The sequence below is a fragment of the Pseudomonas putida genome (genome assembly GCF_028682395.1).
Classification (GTDB): domain Bacteria; phylum Pseudomonadota; class Gammaproteobacteria; order Pseudomonadales; family Pseudomonadaceae; genus Aquipseudomonas; species Aquipseudomonas putida_AB.
On record NZ_JANHLC010000002.1, the window covers coordinates 252,184 to 269,890 of the forward strand.

At 59.3% G+C, this 17,707-nt stretch carries 19 protein-coding genes and 1 tRNA gene; 11 read left to right on the forward strand and 9 right to left on the reverse strand.

The window, feature by feature from the left end:
* Positions 1-49: 49 nt before the first annotated feature.
* Positions 50-137: transfer RNA gene (locus NPS46_RS06465), tRNA-Ser, on the reverse strand.
* A gap of 125 nt (positions 138-262) precedes the next feature.
* Between NPS46_RS06465 and NPS46_RS06470 the strand changes: the two genes are divergently transcribed.
* The 7 genes from NPS46_RS06470 to NPS46_RS06500 all read left to right on the forward strand — a co-directional run bounded on the left by NPS46_RS06470 (position 263) and on the right by NPS46_RS06500 (position 4,520).
* Complete coding sequence (locus NPS46_RS06470; protein ID WP_274105602.1) at positions 263-934, forward strand: Bax inhibitor-1/YccA family protein; 672 nt, start codon at positions 263-265, stop codon at positions 932-934.
* Positions 935-1,044: 110 nt separating this feature from the next.
* The gene (gene tusD, locus NPS46_RS06475; protein WP_274105603.1) at positions 1,045-1,437 is read left to right on the forward strand and encodes a sulfurtransferase complex subunit TusD; all 393 of its coding nucleotides are present in this window, start codon (positions 1,045-1,047) and stop codon (positions 1,435-1,437) included.
* A gap of 1 nt (position 1,438) precedes the next feature.
* Entirely contained in the window at positions 1,439-1,801 is a 363-nt protein-coding gene (gene tusC / locus NPS46_RS06480) for a sulfurtransferase complex subunit TusC (protein WP_274105604.1), read from the forward strand.
* Positions 1,801-2,100, forward strand: a complete 300-nt coding sequence (gene tusB / locus NPS46_RS06485) for a sulfurtransferase complex subunit TusB (RefSeq protein ID WP_274105605.1) — start codon at positions 1,801-1,803, stop codon at positions 2,098-2,100. The genes tusC and tusB overlap by 1 nt, the downstream gene beginning before the upstream one ends.
* Entirely contained in the window at positions 2,097-2,432 is a 336-nt protein-coding gene (locus NPS46_RS06490; protein ID WP_274105606.1) for a TusE/DsrC/DsvC family sulfur relay protein, read from the forward strand. The genes tusB and NPS46_RS06490 overlap by 4 nt, the downstream gene beginning before the upstream one ends.
* A complete protein-coding gene (locus NPS46_RS06495) occupies positions 2,429-3,433 on the forward strand; it encodes a glycosyl transferase family protein (protein ID WP_274105607.1) in 1,005 nt (334 codons plus the stop codon). The genes NPS46_RS06490 and NPS46_RS06495 overlap by 4 nt, the downstream gene beginning before the upstream one ends.
* 88 nt (positions 3,434-3,521) lie before the next feature.
* Entirely contained in the window at positions 3,522-4,520 is a 999-nt protein-coding gene (locus NPS46_RS06500; protein WP_274105608.1) for a glutathione S-transferase family protein, read from the forward strand.
* A gap of 78 nt (positions 4,521-4,598) precedes the next feature.
* Here NPS46_RS06500 and cysG read toward each other — a convergent pair whose 3' ends face one another.
* Genes cysG through ftsK form a run of 6 tightly spaced genes read right to left on the reverse strand, consistent with a single transcriptional unit; the run spans position 4,599 to position 12,104 of the window.
* Complete coding sequence (gene cysG, locus NPS46_RS06505; protein WP_274105609.1) at positions 4,599-5,993, reverse strand: siroheme synthase CysG; 1,395 nt, start codon at positions 5,991-5,993, stop codon at positions 4,599-4,601.
* On the reverse strand, positions 5,994-7,274 hold the full coding sequence (serS, locus tag NPS46_RS06510; RefSeq protein WP_274105610.1) for a serine--tRNA ligase: 1,281 nt from the start codon (positions 7,272-7,274) through the stop codon (positions 5,994-5,996).
* Positions 7,275-7,290: 16 nt separating this feature from the next.
* On the reverse strand, positions 7,291-7,665 hold the full coding sequence (gene crcB / locus NPS46_RS06515) for a fluoride efflux transporter CrcB (protein WP_274105611.1): 375 nt from the start codon (positions 7,663-7,665) through the stop codon (positions 7,291-7,293).
* Positions 7,662-8,987: a replication-associated recombination protein A gene (locus tag NPS46_RS06520; RefSeq protein ID WP_274105612.1), complete on the reverse strand. Its 1,326-nt coding sequence runs from the start codon at positions 8,985-8,987 to the stop codon at positions 7,662-7,664. Before NPS46_RS06520 ends, crcB begins: the two co-directional genes overlap by 4 nt.
* A gap of 34 nt (positions 8,988-9,021) precedes the next feature.
* On the reverse strand, positions 9,022-9,645 hold the full coding sequence (gene lolA, locus NPS46_RS06525; RefSeq protein ID WP_274105613.1) for an outer membrane lipoprotein chaperone LolA: 624 nt from the start codon (positions 9,643-9,645) through the stop codon (positions 9,022-9,024).
* A 56-nt stretch (positions 9,646-9,701) separates the two neighbouring features.
* A complete protein-coding gene (gene ftsK, locus NPS46_RS06530; RefSeq protein ID WP_274105614.1) occupies positions 9,702-12,104 on the reverse strand; it encodes a DNA translocase FtsK in 2,403 nt (800 codons plus the stop codon).
* A 540-nt stretch (positions 12,105-12,644) separates the two neighbouring features.
* On the opposite strand from ftsK, the gene aat reads away from it, so the two are divergent.
* From aat to infA, 3 genes are all read left to right on the forward strand, one after another.
* A complete protein-coding gene (gene aat, locus NPS46_RS06535) occupies positions 12,645-13,322 on the forward strand; it encodes a leucyl/phenylalanyl-tRNA--protein transferase (protein ID WP_274105615.1) in 678 nt (225 codons plus the stop codon).
* Between the two features lie 58 nt (positions 13,323-13,380).
* Complete coding sequence (locus NPS46_RS06540) at positions 13,381-14,088, forward strand: arginyltransferase (RefSeq protein ID WP_274105616.1); 708 nt, start codon at positions 13,381-13,383, stop codon at positions 14,086-14,088.
* A 100-nt stretch (positions 14,089-14,188) separates the two neighbouring features.
* Positions 14,189-14,407, forward strand: coding sequence for a translation initiation factor IF-1 (infA, locus tag NPS46_RS06545; protein ID WP_002553999.1), 219 nt, complete (start codon positions 14,189-14,191; stop codon positions 14,405-14,407).
* Positions 14,408-14,538: 131 nt separating this feature from the next.
* Here infA and clpA read toward each other — a convergent pair whose 3' ends face one another.
* The gene (gene clpA / locus NPS46_RS06550) at positions 14,539-16,809 is read right to left on the reverse strand and encodes an ATP-dependent Clp protease ATP-binding subunit ClpA (protein WP_274105617.1); all 2,271 of its coding nucleotides are present in this window, start codon (positions 16,807-16,809) and stop codon (positions 14,539-14,541) included.
* A gap of 29 nt (positions 16,810-16,838) precedes the next feature.
* Complete coding sequence (gene clpS, locus NPS46_RS06555; RefSeq protein ID WP_274105618.1) at positions 16,839-17,201, reverse strand: ATP-dependent Clp protease adapter ClpS; 363 nt, start codon at positions 17,199-17,201, stop codon at positions 16,839-16,841.
* Positions 17,202-17,423: 222 nt separating this feature from the next.
* On the opposite strand from clpS, the gene cspD reads away from it, so the two are divergent.
* The gene (cspD, locus tag NPS46_RS06560) at positions 17,424-17,675 is read left to right on the forward strand and encodes a cold shock domain-containing protein CspD (protein ID WP_274105619.1); all 252 of its coding nucleotides are present in this window, start codon (positions 17,424-17,426) and stop codon (positions 17,673-17,675) included.
* Positions 17,676-17,707: the final 32 nt, after the last annotated feature.

The window sequence follows — 17,707 nt, forward strand, 5'->3', positions numbered from 1 at the left end:
CCCGGAAACGAAAAAGCCCTGAAAGATCAGGGCTTTGACGTTACAAATATGGCGGAGGCGATGGGATTCGAACTCATGGACCTGTTACAGTCGACGGTTTTCAAGACCGTTGCCTTAAACCACTCGGCCACACCTCCTATTGCGTTGCGGGCGCCATAATACCCGAATGAAATACACTGTCAAACTCTCGTGATAGCTTGTTACAGAGCCTCTGTTATGATCTTTTGCGACTTAACATTTCAAAACCCAAAGGAGTGTCGCCATGCGCGAACAGGATTACGCCGTTAACCACAGCGTGCAGGCTGAGCAGCTAGAAGTTAGCCGCGTCCTGCGCAATACCTACAGCCTTCTGGCGCTCACTCTCGCGTTCAGTGGCGTCATGGCCTTCGTCGCCCAGCAGATGCGCGTCGGCTATCCGAATATTTTCGTGGTACTGATCGGCTTCTATGGTCTGTTCTTCCTGACCAACAAGTTGCGCGATTCGGCCTGGGGTCTGGTTTCGGCCTTCGCTTTGACCGGTTTCATGGGCTTTCTGCTCGGCCCTATCCTCAACCGCTATCTGGGCATGCAGGGCGGCGCTGAAGTTGTCAGCTCCGCGTTTGCCATGACCGCGCTGGTGTTCGGCGGCCTCTCGGCCTATGTGCTGATCACTCGCAAGGACATGAGCTTCCTCAGCGGCTTTATCACCGCCGGTTTCTTCGTCCTGCTGGGTGCCATGCTGGCAAGCTTCTTCTTCCAGATCAGCGGCCTGCAACTGGCAATCAGCGCCGGCTTCGTGCTGTTTTCCTCGGTCTGCATTCTGTTCCAGACCAGCGCCATCATCCATGGCGGCGAGCGCAACTACATCATGGCAACCATCAGCCTGTATGTATCGATCTACAACCTGTTTATCAGCCTGCTGCAGCTGTTCGGCATCATGGGCCGCGACGACTGATTCAAGCACCCAGTACAGAGCCCGCTTCGGCGGGCTTTTTCTTATCCGCAATTTAGCTTCTTGAGGGTTCTGGCCTTATCATGGCGGCATGTTTGCCGATCGAGCCCTCCATGAAGTTCGCCATTGCCTTGTATTCAGCGCCCCACGCGCCCTCCTCGCGCCGCGCCCTGCGCTTCGCTCAAGCCGTCCTGGCCAGCGGGCACGAGATTGTGCGCCTGTTCTTCTACCAGGATGGAGTGCACAGCGCTTCAAACAGTATCGTGACGCCTCAGGACGAGCAGGACACGGCGCAGCAATGGTCTGACTTTGTCAATGAACACAAGCTTGATGGCATCGTCTGCATCGCTGCGGCCCTGCGCCGTGGGGTGCTCAATCATGAAGAAGCCCAGCGCTACCAGCGGCCGGCCGCCAATCTCGACGCCCCCTGGGAGCTGTCCGGACTGGGGCAATTGCACGATGCCGTGCAGGCCGCTGACCGCCTGATCTGCTTTGGAGGGCCATAACATGCTCCAATCTCTTCTGATCATCAGCCGCCAGGCGCCTTGGTCCGGGCCTGGCGCACGTGAAGCACTGGATATCGCACTGGCTGGCGGCGCCTTCGACTTGCCCATCGGCCTGCTGTTTATGGACGACGGCGTTTTCCAGTTGATGCCTGGCCAAAATGCCGGCGCCCTGCAACAGAAAGACCTGACGGCCAACCTGCAAGCCTTGTCACTGTTTGGCGTCGAGGATCTGTTTGCCTGCAAGGACAGCCTGGCAGACCGCGCGATACTGCCAGCCGGTCTTGACGCCGAAACCATAAAGGTGCTGCCGGCTGACGAAATCGGCGCACTTATCGACCGTTATGACCAAGTGATCACCCTCTAATGTCGACCTTGCATGTTCTCTCTCACTCGCCGTTTACAGACAGCCGCCTGAGCAGTTGCCTACGCCTGCTAGGCACAGAAGATGCGCTGCTGCTCTGTGGCGATGCGGTCTATGCCGTGCAACCTCACAGCTTGCCTTGCGATGCCCTGGAGCAGCAACACGCTCGCCTGAGCCTGTTTATTCTTGATGAAGACCTCCAGGCACGCGGCCTGGAGTGCCCGGACTGGGCGACGCGCGTGGATTACGCAACGTTTGTCGAACTGTCGCTCCGTTACACCAAGGTCAATACCTGGCTATGAACACTTTGCCCCTCAACGGACGCGAAATCAGGCTGGACAAGGACGGCTATCTACTCGATCTGGCCGACTGGTCAGCCGAGGTCGCCCGCGCGCTCGCCGCCCGGGAAGAGATCGATCTGAGCCCTGAACACTGGGAAATCCTCGAGCTGCTGCGTGGTTTCTATCAAGAGTTTCAACTCTCCCCGGCCACGCGGCCGCTGATCAAATACACCGCCCTGAAACTCGGTCCGGATAAGGGCAATAGCCTGCATCTCAACCGGCTGTTCAAGGGCACGCCCGCCAAACTGGCCGCCAAACTGGCGGGCCTGCCCAAGCCGACCAATTGTCTATGACCCGCCCATCTCCCCTGCTGCTCGAAACACCCGCCGAACACCCCTTTGCCGAGTTTGTCCGTATTCTCGGCAAGGGCAAGCGTGGCGCTCGCCATCTGACGCGCGCAGAGGCCCGCGAAGCCATGGGCATGCTGCTGGACGGGAAGGTTGAGGACACTCAGCTCGGCGCCTTTCTGATGCTACTGCGGCACAAGGAAGAAAGCCCGGAGGAGTTGGCCGGCTTTACCGAAGCCGTGCGCGAACGCCTGCAGGCCCCGGCCGGACTGAAGGCCGATCTGGACTGGCCGACTTATGCCGGCAAGAAACGCCACCTGCCCTGGTACCTGCTGGCCGCCAAATGCCTGGCCCAGCAAGGCATTCGCATCTTGATGCACGGCGGCGGCGCCCACACCGCAGGCCGGCTCTACAGCGAACAACTGCTTGAGCCGTTAGGGATTCCGTTGTGCCGCAACTGGCAGGCCGTAGAGACCGCCCTGAGTAACCAAGGGATCGCCTTTGCACCGCTGGTCGACTGGGCGCCGCAACTGCAGCGCATGATCGACCTGCGCAATATTCTCGGCCTACGCTCGCCGATTCACTCGCTGGCGCGGGTGCTCAACCCTCTGGCTGCACGCTGCGCCCTGCAAAGCATCTTCCATCCGGGCTATCAGGCCGTGCACCGCGAGGCCAGCCAGCTGCTTGGCGATACCGCCATCGTGATCAAGGGCGACGGCGGTGAGATCGAGGTCAACCCCGACAGCGCCAGCCACCTGTATGGCACTCAGGGAGGCGTCAATTGGGATGAAGAGTGGCCAGCCCTTTCGGCTCAACGGCATGTAAAGCCCGCCGCTCTTGACCCTCAGCAACTGAGCGCACTCTGGCGCGGGGAAATCGAGGACAGTTATCCGCAGCTGGCCCTACTGTCGACCATGGCACTGGCCCTGCGCGGCCTGGGCACGCCTCGCGAGCAGGCCTTCGAATTGGCAAATCAATACTGGGAGGCACGCGATCGATCGATTTAATCGATTGTAAAGTGCCATGTTTTGCGCTATTCGTTCGAACCCAGGCTCTTACACTGCAAGCTAATGCAAATGAGCCAAGGAGCCTGCAATGGGCCTGCTGATTGAAGGACACTGGCATGATCAGTGGTATGAAAGCAGCAAAGACGGCGCCTTCCAGCGCGAACAGGCACAACGCCGCCACTGGCTGACCGCCGACGGCCGCCCCGGGCCGAGTGGCGAAGGAGGCTTTGCCGCCGAAGCGGGCCGCTATCACTTATATGTGTCCTTGGCGTGCCCCTGGGCCCATCGCACCCTGATCCTGCGCAAGCTCAAGGGCCTGGATAAGCTGGTCGATGTCTCGGTCGTAAGCTGGCTGATGCGCGAAAACGGCTGGACCTTCGATCCGGCTCATGGCTCGACCGGCGACCGCCTGGACAACCTGAGCTACCTGCATCAGCGCTACACCGCCGATACGCCCGACTACAGTGGCCGCGTTACGGTCCCCCTGCTCTGGGACACACAACGCCAGCGCATTGTCAGCAACGAATCGGCAGAGATCATCCGCATGTTCAATGAGGCGTTCGACGGGCTGACCGACAATCGCCTCGACCTCTATCCGCCAGCCCTGCGCCCGACCATCGATACAATGAATGCACGCATCTACCCGGCCTTGAACAACGGTGTCTATCGGGCAGGCTTCGCCACCACGCAGCAAGCTTATGAAGACGCGTTCGATGACGTATTCAGCGAGCTGGAACAGATCGAGGGTTTGCTGGATCAACAGCGTTATCTGGCCGGGGAATACCTGACTGAAGCCGATATACGGCTGTTCACCACGCTGATTCGTTTCGATGCGGTGTATTACGGCCACTTCAAATGCAATCTGCACAGAATTGCCGAATACCCCAACCTGTCGAACTGGCTACGTGAACTGTATCAATGGCACGGCGTTGCAGAGACTGTGGACTTTGCCCATATCAAGCACCACTACTACGCAAGCCACCGCACCATCAATCCTACCGGCATAGTGCCCAAAGGACCGCTGCAGGATTTCAGTGTCAATCACGACCGGGAGCGCCTGGACGGCAAAGGTATTTGGCTGAAGTAATCAAAAACCTTTGCCGGAGCGAGCAAGCTCGCGATCAACGTCTAAACGTTTCGCGAGCCCGCGCGCTCCTACATTCGATCAGGCCTTAGCTTGCGCGCCTTCGAACCAAGCGAGCTTTTCACGCAACTGGACCACTTCACCGACAATAATCAGTGTTGGCGCATGGACCTCATGCTTGGCCACCAACTCCGACAGATCCCCCAGGGTCCCGGTAAATACCCGCTGATTGGCGGTAGTGCCCTGCTGCACCAGGGCTGCCGGCGTCTGCGCCGAACGACCATGAGCAATCAGCTGCGCGCAGATAATCGGCAATCCCACCAGGCCCATATAGAACACCAGCGTCTGTGCCGGGGCGACCAGCTCGGCCCAAGGCAGGTCCGTCGAGCCGTCCTTCAGATGCCCGGTGACAAAGCGCACGGATTGCGCGTAATCACGGTGGGTCAATGGAATCCCGGCATACGCAGCACAACCAGTAGCGGCGGTAATCCCCGGCACGACCTGGAAAGGAATACCGTGGGCCGCCAGTTCCTCGATTTCCTCGCCGCCGCGACCGAAAATAAACGGATCGCCGCCCTTGAGGCGCACCACGCGCTTACCCTGCCTGGCCAGCGCCACCAACTGCTCGTTGATCTGGTCCTGGGGCAAGGCATGGTCGGCCCGGCGCTTGCCGACATAGACACGCTCGGCATCACGACGGCACAGCTCCAGAATCGCCGGCGCCACCAAACGGTCATATAGCACCACGTCTGCTTGCTGCATCAGGCGCAAGGCCTTGAAGGTCAGCAAATCCGGATCGCCAGGGCCCGCTCCGACCAGATACACCTCGCCCCGCGCATCCGGAGGCGCGCCATTGATCTTGGCCTGCAACAAACGCTCTGCTTCGCTGCCCTGCCCGGCGAGTTGACGATCAGCTATGGGCCCCTGGAAGACCTCTTCCCAGAACGCCCGCCGCTGTTGCACGGCAGGAAACAGGTCTTTCACTTGCCGACGAAAACGTGCCGCCAGGCCTGCCAGCTGCCCATAGGCCGGGGGAATCCAGGCTTCGAGCTTGGCGCGGATCAAACGCGCCAATACCGGGGCATCGCCGCCGCTGGACACCGCGATCACCAACGGCGAACGGTCGACGATTGCCGGGAAAATCACGCTGCACAGCGCCGGCGCATCGACGACATTGACCGGCACGCAACGCTGCCGGGCCTGGCTGGAGACCAGCGCATTGAGCAGCTCGTCGTCCGTGGCGGCAATGACCAGGACACAACCGTCAAGATCAGACTCGACATAGCCGCGCAACAGCCCTTCGCCACCGCTATCGCGCACCAGCGCATTGAGCTGCTGCTCGATTTCGGGAGCGACAACCCGCAACACCGCGCCGGCATCGGCCAGCAGGCGAGATTTGCGCAAGGCAATCTCACCGCCTCCGACCACCAGCACCCGACTGCCGCGCAGGTTGTGAAACAGCGGCAAAAATTCCATTTAGCCGATGACCTCAAGGCCGCCCATGTAGGGCTTGAGTACCGCCGGTACGCGGATCGAGCCATCAGCCTGCTGATAGTTCTCAAGCACCGCGACCAAGGTGCGACCGACTGCCAGGCCAGAGCCATTGAGGGTGTGCACCAGCTCGGGCTTGCCGGTTTCCGGGTTGCGCCAACGGGCCTGCATCCGACGGGCCTGGAAGTCACCGCAGTTCGAGCACGAGGAAATTTCGCGGTACTTGTCCTGGCTTGGGATCCACACTTCCAGGTCATAGGTCTTGACCGCACTGAAGCCCATATCACCGGTGCACAGCGACAGCACGCGGTATGGCAGTTCCAGCAGTTGCAAGACCTTCTCGGCATTGCCGGTCAGGCTTTCCAGCGCCGCCTGGGACTGGCTCGGTTCGACGATCTGGACCATTTCGACCTTGTCGAATTGGTGCTGGCGAATCATGCCGCGGGTATCGCGACCGGATGCACCGGCTTCGCTACGGAAGCACGGCGTGTGTGCGACAAATTTCAGCGGCAGCGACTTCTGATCGAGGATCTCACCGGCGACGATATTGGTCAGCGACACTTCAGCGGTAGGGATCAGGTACAGATCCGCTTCACCTTCACGGGTGATCTTGAACAGATCTTCCTCGAACTTCGGCAACTGGCCGGTGCCCTGCAGGGCCGGCGCCTGAACCAGATAAGGCGTGTAGGCCTCTTCGTAGCCATGCTCGTTGATATGCAGGTTGATCATGAATTGGGCCAGCGCACGATGCAGACGGGCAATAGGCCCGCGCAGCAACGCAAAGCGCGCGCCGGAAAGCTTGGCGGCGGTTTCAAAGTCGAGCCAGCCATACTGCTCGCCCAGCGCTACGTGATCCTTGACCGGGAAATCGAACGCGCTCGGGCTACCCCAGCGACGCACCTCCACGTTGCCCTCTTCATCGGCGCCTACCGGGACCGACGCATCAGGCAGGTTAGGCAGGGTCATCAGGATCGAATCCAACTCGACCTGGATCGCGTCCAGTGCAGCCTTGCCTTCGGTCAGCTCATTGCCCATGGTCTCGACGCTAGCCATCAGCGGAGCGATATCTTCGCCGCGCTGCTTGGCCTGACCGATGCTCTTGGAAACCGCATTGCGCTCGGCCTGCAATTGCTCGGTGCGGGTCTGCACCACTTTACGCTGGCTTTCCAGCTCTTCAATGCGCACCACATCCAGGCTGAAGCCACGGGATGCCAGGCGATCCGCTACGTCCTGTAGGTTGCTACGTAACAGTTTGGAATCGAGCATATCGGTTTCTCGTCTATCAAAGTTTGGTCAGAGACAGGCCAGCCCAGGTCGCGAGCAGCCCGCCGAATACGCTAATAGCCGCATAGCCCAAGGCCAGCAGCACCTGCCCGCTTTCGAGCAGGCGTACCGTATCCAGTGAAAAGGATGAAAAAGTTGTCAGGCCGCCGAGGAATCCCACCATCAACCCGGCACGCACTTCAATTGGCACTTCCGGGCGCACCAGAAACAGCCCGTACAGGACACCAATCAGCAAACAGCCCACGATATTAACGGCCAACGTCGCGCTATAGAAGTGCCGCGGCCAATTGGCATTGATCCAGTTACCCGTGGCAAAACGCAGTAACGTACCCGCCACACCACCAGCCGCCACTGCCGCGATCAGTCCGATCATGGCTTTCTCCGCTGTCTTGGGCTTTGCCGATCCAACGCCGCGAGGTGCTTGAGCTTCTCGCCGATCTTCAATTCCAGCCCGCGCGGGACCGGCTGATAGAACGGCTGCGGCTCCAACGCCTCGGGGAAATAGTCTTCGCCCGCCGCGTAGGCGTCCGGCTCATCATGGGCGTAGCGGTACTCATCGCCGTAGCCGAGCTGTTTCATCAGCTTGGTCGGCGCATTACGCAGATGCAGCGGGACTTCCAGGGAGCCATGTTCGGCAGCGCTGCGCATGGCGGCCTTGAAGCCCATGTACACCGCATTGCTTTTCGGCGCGCACGCCAGGTAGGTAATGGCCTGGGCGACCGCCAGCTCGCCCTCGGGGCTGCCCAGGCGCTCCTGCACATCCCAGGCGGCCAGGCACAGGCTCAATGCGCGAGGATCGGCATTGCCGATATCCTCGCTGGCCATGCGCACCACCCGGCGCGCCAGATAAAGCGGGTCACAGCCACCGTCGAGCATGCGTGCGAACCAGTACAGCGCGCCGTCGGCATTGGAGCCGCGCACCGATTTGTGCAACGCGGAAATCTGGTCATAGAAGGCTTCCCCGCCCTTGTCGAAACGCCGCCGAGTGTCGCCCAGCAGGCTTTGCAGCAATTCGACACTAATTGGCGTGCCGTCTTCGGCCAGGTCTGAGGCATTTTCCAGCAGGTTCAGCAGGCGCCGACCATCACCGTCGGCGGCGGCCAGCAACATCTTGAAGCCCTCGTCCTCCAGCGTCAGTTGCCGCTTACCCAGGCCGCGCTCTTCCGTCAGCGCGCGGTTTACCAACTTTTGCAGCGCGACCTCATCCAGGCTTTTGAGCACGTAGACCCGTGCCCGGGAAAGCAAGGCGTTGTTCAGCTCGAAAGAAGGGTTTTCCGTAGTGGCACCGATAAAAATCAGCGTGCCATCTTCCACATAAGGCAGAAATGCGTCCTGCTGGGACTTGTTGAAGCGGTGGACTTCATCGACGAACAGGATCGTCCGCCTGCCGTACTGGCCGGCCTGCTGCTTGGCGATCTCCACCGCCTGGCGGATTTCCTTGACGCCCGCCAGCACCGCCGAGACGGTTTCAAAATGAGCATCGGAAACCTTGGCCAGCAAGCGCGCCAGCGTGGTCTTGCCAACGCCAGGCGGCCCCCAGAAGATCATGGAGTGCAGCGCACCCTGCTCCAATGCCTCACGCAGCGGCTTGCCACGGGCCAGCAAGTGCTCCTGACCGACGTACTCGTCCAGGTTGGCCGGGCGCAAGCGCGCAGCCAGGGGTTGAGCAATCGGGTCGCTACGAAACAGATCCATGGGCAGTGCTTGAAACCTCGTATTGGCGCAGTGATTACTCTTGAATCACATCAGCCCCTGGCGGAATGTCGAACTTGAACTTGGAGGCGGCGATCGGCTCATTGGCCTTGACCCCGGTAAAGAGGATATTCGTGCGCTGGCCGACACTGTCCACCAACTGCATATCGTTGACCGCACCGTTGCGAAACGAAAGGCGCAGGCTATCAAACAGCGTGTCCTTGGATTTTGGCTTGAGCACGAAGTCGATGACTCCGCCCGCCTCCTTGGCACTGATGTCGAAGCTCTCGCTGATTTTCGAAACATCACCGGACAACAGCAAGGCCGGGGTCTGAGTCAGGCGTTGGTCCAGGTTCTTGATGGTGACCTGCTCAAGGTCCGGGTCCCACAGCGAGACCTTCTTGCCATCCGAAACCATCAATTGCTCTTGCGGCGCATCGGTGTGCCAGTAGAACAAGCCGGGCCGCTGCAGGGCCATTTCACCGGTGGTTTCCTGTAACTGGGTGCCACTGCCGTCCAGGGTCAGTTGGGAAAAGCGCGCCGTCAGGGTCTGCGACTTTTCAAGCAATTGGGTCAAACGCGCCACATCCTTGTCGTCGGCATGGGCCGAGAACGTAGAAAAGGCCAGAACCGGCAGCAACAGCATGCGGATAAGACGCATGGGAATCCTCATTGAAAACGGGTGAGTAGCGGCAGGCGTGGAACCAGGCCCGCCGGTCAGTCGCGCATCGGGCCCGGCGCCAGTACTTCGCGCGAGCCGTTGGTATTCATTGCCGTCACGACGCCAGCCATTTCCATGGCCTCGATCATCCGGGCGGCCCGGTTGTAACCGATCTTCAATTTGCGTTGTACGGCGGAGATGGACGCTCGGCGGCTTTCCAGGACGAACTGTACAGCTTCGTCGTAAAGGGCATCGCTTTCGCTGTCATCACTGCCCTCGCCACCACCGTCAAAGCCGCTACCGGCTTCCTCTACGCCATTGAGGATATCGTCGTTGTAGTCAGGAGCGCCGCGCAGTTTCCAGGCTTCGACCACGCGGTGAACCTCGTCGTCGGAGACGAACGCGCCATGGACCCGGATCGGCAGGCTGGTACCTGGCGGCATGTAGAGCATGTCACCATGGCCCAGCAATTGCTCGGCGCCGCCCTGGTCGATAATGGTTCGCGAGTCGATCTTGCTTGATACCTGGAACGCCATGCGAGTCGGTATGTTCGCCTTGATCAGGCCGGTGATCACATCCACCGATGGACGCTGGGTCGCGAGAATCAGGTGGATGCCCGCTGCCCGCGCCTTCTGGGCGATACGCGCAATCAACTCTTCAACTTTCTTGCCGACGATCATCATCATGTCGGCGAACTCGTCGACCACCACCACGATGGTCGGCAAGGTTTTGAGCAGCGGCGCTTCGTCGTGAATGCTTTCGCGCCGGTACATCGGGTCTGTCAGCGGCGTGCCTGCTTCTTCCGCATCCTTGACCTTGCGGTTGAAGCCCGCCAGGTTACGTACGCCCATGGCCGCCATCAGCTTGTAGCGCCGCTCCATCTCAGCCACGCTCCAGCGCAGCGCGTTGGCGGCATCCTTCATGTCGGTGACCACAGGGCACAGCAGGTGCGGAATGCCTTCGTATATCGACAGCTCGAGCATTTTCGGGTCGATCATGATCAGTTTCGCGTCCTCGGGACCCGACTTGAACAAGATCGACAGGATCATTGCGTTAACACCCACGGACTTACCGGAACCGGTCGTACCGGCCACCAACAAGTGCGGCATCTTCGCCAGGTCGGTAATGACCGGCTTGCCGCCAATATCATGGCCCAGGGCCAGGGTCACCGGTGACTTGGCGTCGTCATACTCGGACGACTCAAGCACCTCGGAGAAGCGCACGATCTGGCGGTCTTCGTTCGGGATCTCGATGCCGACAGTCGTCTTGCCGGGAATCACTTCCACGACCCGAACACTGGTCACCGCCAAAGAGCGCGCCAGGTCCTTGGCCAGGTTGGCAATACGGCTGACCTTGACGCCCGCGGCCGGCTGGATTTCATAACGGGTAATGACCGGCCCGGGATGAATCGAGTCGACGCTCACTTCAACCCCGAACTCCTTGAGCTTGATTTCCAGCAGATGGCCAACGGCAGCCAGGGATTCGGGGGAGTAATTGAGCTGTTTCTTTTCTGCCGGATCGAGGATCGAAATCGGTGGCAGGGTGCCTTCGATTGCACTGTCGACAAAGAGCGGCGCCTGTTTTTCTTTCTGCACGCGCTTGCTGGGCTCGGGTGCCTTGACGGGGGCAGGCGCAATCACGGCCGGAATGTGTTTTTCCCGCTCGGACATATGCTTGGTCAACGCCTGCTCGCGTTCGATCAGGCGTTCCTTGGCCTTGGCTTGCTCGCGGCGATCCGCGACTGCCGGGGCGACCACTTCGCTGACACGGGTATCGACATCACGCAGTTGCGCGACCAGTTGCTTACGCTCGTTGCGCGCCTCCCACCAACGGTTGGCGGCGCCCTGGAACAGCTCGAAGAGGTCCAGGGTGATTTTGCCGGTCACGTCCATGACCTTGAACCACGACAGGTCGGTAAACACGGTCAAGCCAAACAGGAACAAGGCGATGAACATCAGGGTACTGCCCTGGATATTCAGGGCGTTTTTGGCCAGGTCGCCAAGGCTTTCGCCCAGTGCGCCACCCGCCCCGGCAGGCAGGCCGGTCGGCGTATGGAAATGGATATGAGCCAGGGCCGCACCGGACAGCACCAGAAAGACCAGGCCGATCAGGCGCCAGGAAAACAGCCAGCCGCTCCACTGCCACGGCTCATGCCGCTGGCGGAAGATCTGGTAGGTCTTGATGGCCAGCAGTAGCGGAAAAATATAGGCGAAATAACCCAGCACCATAAACAGGATATCGGCGCTGTAGGAGCCCGCAGGGCCGCCGAAATTCTGCACGTCGTCAATCTTGCTGTTGTGGCTCCAGCCCGGATCGTCCTTGCCATAGGTCAGGAGTGCCATCATCAGGAACAGGCACAGTGCACCAATGGCAATCAACGCACCTTCCTTGAGCCGGTAGTGCAGTTGCTGGCGCCAAAGTGGCACGACGGGTTTGGATGTTGCTGTGGATTTCTTCAAAACGCTTCTTTTCCTGCGCCAAAGGCGCGCCCAACAATGGATTGACTACACAATACCGCCCCTACCGGACGGTTGAAAATTAACAGGTCAGCCAAGCCGGCTCTGCCATACACACATTTTTATACAAGCGCTCTGACGCGCAACATAGGCCCAATACCGCAACCTTGTACAATCCCCAGGGTTTGCGAGTGCCATTGTACGGATTTGCCCGAACCATGCCACGCCGCGTTGACTAGGGTGTAGCATAGCCAAAAACACCTTTTGTACGCCTCAATTTGAGCATGCATTCTCTTTTGTGACAAAGGCTTATGCGGTGTTTTGCAAGCTTGACCAAGCTTTCGGGGCACTGACTTGCAAACCTGTCGCAGGATTGGCAATAGTGACCGTCTACGACCGCACTTGCGCCCTGTAGTTGCAAGCACGGCGAGTTTTCCCGCGGGGGTGAGCGCAGCGCTCCATAGCGCCTCCCCAGATCATGATCACCGGTGCAGGGATCTCTAGTTATTCCCCTCGCCCCGCCCACTGCCAAGCCCCACTACCATGCTGACCTGGTTGAATCGCAACAGCTTGACTTTCCCCCCACTGGAAAAAGCCCTACGCGACCCCAACGGCCTGCTCGCCGCGGGTGGCGACTTGTCGGCCGACCGGCTGGTCCAGGCCTATCGGCACGGCTGCTTCCCGTGGTTCGCCGAAGGCCAGCCGATTCTCTGGTGGTCTCCAGACCCACGCACCGTGCTCTTCCCCAACGAACTGCATATCTCCCGCAGCCTGGGCAAGCTTTTGCGCCAACAGCGCTACCAGGTCACCTTTGACCAGGACTTTGCCGCGGTGATCCATGCCTGCGCCCAGCCCCGCCCCTATGCAGACAGCACCTGGATCACCCAAGCCATGCAGGACGCCTACCTGGAACTGCATCGGCGCGGGCACGCCCACTCGGTCGAGGTCTGGGACCAAGGTGAGTTAGTCGGCGGACTGTATGGCCTGGCCATGGGCCAGCTGTTTTTCGGCGAATCCATGTTCAGCCGCGCTGACAACGCGTCCAAGTTCGGTTTCGCCAGGCTTGTCGAGCACCTGGAAAACGCCGGTTTCGTGCTGATCGACTGCCAGATGCCAACCGAGCATCTGCACAGCCTGGGCGCCCGAGCCATTCCCCGAAAAGTATTCGCCGACTATCTAAAGGCTCACCTGGACCTGCCCAATACGGCTACCTGGGTTTGATAGGCGACTTTTACCAGCCTGGCTTACACTTATTCAAAGCTTATTCCGAGGGCCGATCATGACCGAGTTGGCGCGCTTGAAGTTCTATGCCACTCAACCCCACGCCTGCAGCTATCTGCCCGAAGAACAGGCCACTACGCTGTTCCTCGACCCTAGCCAGCCGATGGACGTGCACGTCTATGCGGATTTGTCAGAAATGGGCTTTCGCCGCAGCGGCGACCACCTTTACCGGCCGCATTGCCAGAACTGCAATGCCTGCGTGCCGGCGCGGATCCCCGTCGGCCAGTTTCTGCCCAACCGCCAGCAAAAGCGCATTCTCAAGCGCAATAGCGACCTGCAGGTCCGGGCCGCCAAGCCCGGATTCAGTGAAGAGCATTTCGACCTGTATCAGCGCTACATCGAACAACGCCATGCCGACGGCGACATGTACCCGCCCAGTCGCGAGCAATTTTCGACATTCCTGGTTCGCGACCTGCCATTCTCGACCTTCTACGAGTTTCGCCTGGGCGAACGCCTGGTCGCCGTTGCCGTCACCGACCTGCTGCCCAACGGCCTCTCGGCGGTCTATACCTTCTACGATCCTGATGAAGAGCGCCGCAGCCTGGGGCGCTTCGCGATTCTCTGGCAGATTGGCGAGGCGCTACGACTGAAACTGGATGCGGTTTACCTTGGATACTGGATCAAAAACTGCAAAAAAATGAATTATAAAACCCAATATCGCCCGATTGAGCTGCTTATAAACCAGCGCTGGGTCACTCTTAACTAGAAGCTCTTGGCTTGACACCCCTTTTTCGGGCACAATGCACGCCGCTTTTGCCTGGCGCAGTTGCACCGGGCCATTCACTGGACACCGAGGGCTTTACTGCATGTCGAAAGAAGACAGCTTCGAAATGGAAGGCACTGTCGTCGACACCCTGCCCAACACCATGTTTCGCGTGGAGTTGGAAAATGGGCACGTCGTAACCGCGCATATCTCCGGCAAGATGCGCAAGAACTACATTCGTATTCTTACCGGTGACAAAGTGCGCGTCGAGCTGACGCCCTATGACTTGAGCAAAGGGCGCATCACTTACCGCGCTCGCTAATCAAGTCAATACAAAACGCCCGGCATTGCCGGGCGTTTTTGTGTGCGTGTCATTTATGTGAGCAGCCTAGCGCCTGAAGCGAGTTTGCTCGCGAGCCCTGCGGCATCGCGAGCAAACTCATCCCCTATGGCTCAAGCCATCTCGGCCGTCGTTTCGAAATCAAAGGTCAACTCACCGTCCTTGATATCGATATGCACGACGCCACCATGATCAGCCAGTTCACCGAAGAGAATCTCTTCTGCAAGCGGACGCTTGATCTTGTCCTGGATCAGCCGCGCCATCGGCCGCGCGCCCATGGCCTCGTCATAACCGCCAGCCGCCAGCCAACTGCGCGCCGCGTCCGTTACCTCAAGCTGCACACGCTTGTCTTCCAACTGCGCCTGAAGCTCGGTAAGGAACTTGTCCACCACGCTCTTGATAACCTCATGACTGAGGCGACCAAACTGGATAATGGTGTCCAGACGGTTGCGGAACTCCGGCGTGAATGCCTTCTTGATCACTTCCATCGCATCGGAAGAGTGATCCTGATGGGAGAACCCGATGGAAGCTCGCGCTGCCGTTTCGGCACCGGCATTGGTGGTCATGATGACGATGACATTGCGGAAATCCGCCTTGCGCCCGTTGTTGTCGGTCAGCGTGCCGTGGTCCATGACCTGCAAAAGCAGGTTGAAGACTTCCGGATGCGCCTTCTCGATTTCATCGAGCAGCAAGACACAGTGCGGTTGCTTGGTGATCGCCTCGGTCAGCAGCCCGCCCTGGTCGAAACCGACATACCCTGGTGGTGCGCCAATAAGGCGCGAGACGGTATGGCGCTCCATATACTCGGACATGTCGAAGCGAATCAGCTCGACACCCAGCGCCTTGGCCAATTGCCGTGCCGCTTCGGTCTTGCCGACACCCGTAGGGCCGGCGAACAGGAACGAACCAACGGGTTTATCCGGCGATTTGAGCCCCGCCCGCGACAGCTTGATGGCCGTCGACAGCGAATCGATCGCCGCATCCTGGCCGAACACAGTGAGCTTCAGGTCACGCTCAAGATTACGCAGCAGTTCCTTGTCGGAACTGCTGACGTGCTTAGGCGGAATCCGGGCGATTTTCGCAACGATATCCTCGACCTGTGGCACTTCAATACGTTTGACACGCTTCTCGACAGGCTGCAGACGCTGGTAGGCGCCCGCTTCATCGATCACATCGATGGCCTTGTCCGGCATATGCCGATCATTGATGTAGCGCGAGGCAAGCTCGGCGGCGGCACGCAATGCCTCGTCGCTGTACTCGATATTGTGATGCTGCTCGAAACGCCCCTTGAGCCCCCGCAGGATGCCAATGGTGTCCTCGACCGAAGGCTCGGAGACATCAACTTTCTGGAAGCGGCGCGCCAGGGCCCGGTCCTTTTCGAAGATGCCGCGGAACTCCTGGAACGTGGTCGAGCCGATGCAGCGGATATCACCCGAAGACAGCAACGGCTTAAGCAGGTTCGACGCATCCATGACGCCACCGGAGGCCGCACCGGCGCCGATGATGGTGTGGATTTCATCGATAAACAGGATGGCCTGCGGACGTTTTTTCAGTTCGCCGAGCAGCGCCTTGAAACGTTTCTCGAAATCACCGCGGTACTTGGTACCTGCCAGCAATGCGCCCAGGTCCAGTGAATAGACCACGCTATTGGTCAACAGATCGGGCACCTGGCCATCGACAATCCGCTTGGCCAGCCCTTCAGCGATGGCGGTTTTACCGACACCGGCCTCACCGACCAGCAACGGGTTGTTCTTGCGCCGCCGAGCCAGGATCTGCGCAACCCGTTCGACTTCCATTTCACGCCCGACCAGAGGGTCGATCCGCCCCTGGCGCGCCAGTTCGTTCAAATTACTGGCATAGGCATCCAGCGGATTGCTCGAGGCCGACGACTCGCCGCCCTCTTCATCCTGCATTTCCTGCTCGCCTTCGGAATGATCACCATGCCCGGGCACTTTGGAAATGCCATGAGCGATGTAATTGACCACATCGATACGCGCGACGCTTTGTTGTTTAAGCAGGAATACTGCCTGGCTTTCCTGCTCGCTGAAGATGGCGACCAGCACATTGGCACCGGTGACTTCGCGCTTGCCGGAGCTCTGTACATGGAACACCGCACGCTGCAGCACGCGCTGAAAGCCCAGGGTTGGCTGGGTTTCGCGGTCTTCATCGTGGACGGGAATCAGTGGCGTGGTGGAGTCGATAAACTCCTGCAGATCGTGCCGCAGCTTATCGAGGTTTGCGCCGCAGGCACGCAAAACGGTGGCGGCAGCCTCATTATCCAAAAGAGCCAACAGGAGATGCTCGACCGTCATGAACTCATGGCGTTTGGAGCGCGCCTCCTTGAAGGCGAGATTGAGGGTGACTTCGAGTTCGCGGTTTAACATGGCTTCACCTCATACCCAAGTGGTCGGCGTTAACCGTCCTTCTCGATTTCACAGAGTAGCGGATGCTGGCTTTCACGGGCGTACTGATTGACCTGCATAGCCTTGGTCTCGGCAATGTCGCGGGTAAACAATCCGCATACTGCCCGTCCTTCTGTATGAACGGCCAGCATAACCTTGGTCGCCAGCTCACGGTTGAGGTTGAAGAACACCTCGAGCACCTCGACGACAAAATCCATTGGCGTGTAGTCATCGTTGAACAAAATCACCTTGTACATCGGCGGCGCCTGCAAAGCAGGCTTGGCTTCCTGTACGGCCAAGCCAGCGGAATCGTCGTCGTGAAAATCCGGGCGATCCTGATTGAATGTTAGTCGAATCTGGCTATTTGCATGCATGGAGAGAAAGGTTCGTGAGTTGTGCGAATACAGTGGTGGGGGCGCCTGGGTCGGTTTTCAACTCGGCATCCCCATGACCTTGACTATCGGCAAAACGGTGTTACAACCAATAGAGCCCACTTGGGGGTGAAAAGGTCCGTGCAGTCAACCCTACTTTAGGCTGGCGCGCGGTTGATCGGGATGATACTCCAGTGTTGGAGTCCTTTGCAGAGGGATATGAGCATGCTAAGCGGTAAGGTCAAGTGGTTCAACAATGCCAAAGGGTATGGCTTCATTAATGAAGATGGCAAGGATGAAGACCTGTTCGCCCACTACTCTGCCATCGAAATGGATGGCTACAAGACCCTCAAGGCAGGACAGCCGGTGGCTTTCGAGGTGATCCAGGGCCCCAAAGGGCTGCACGCGGTGAAAATCTCCTTCGCCCGCGCCATCAGCCCGGCACTCGCCAGCGATGCACTCAACGCCACAGCCTGACCCCTCCGACACCCCAAAGACAAACCGCCCGG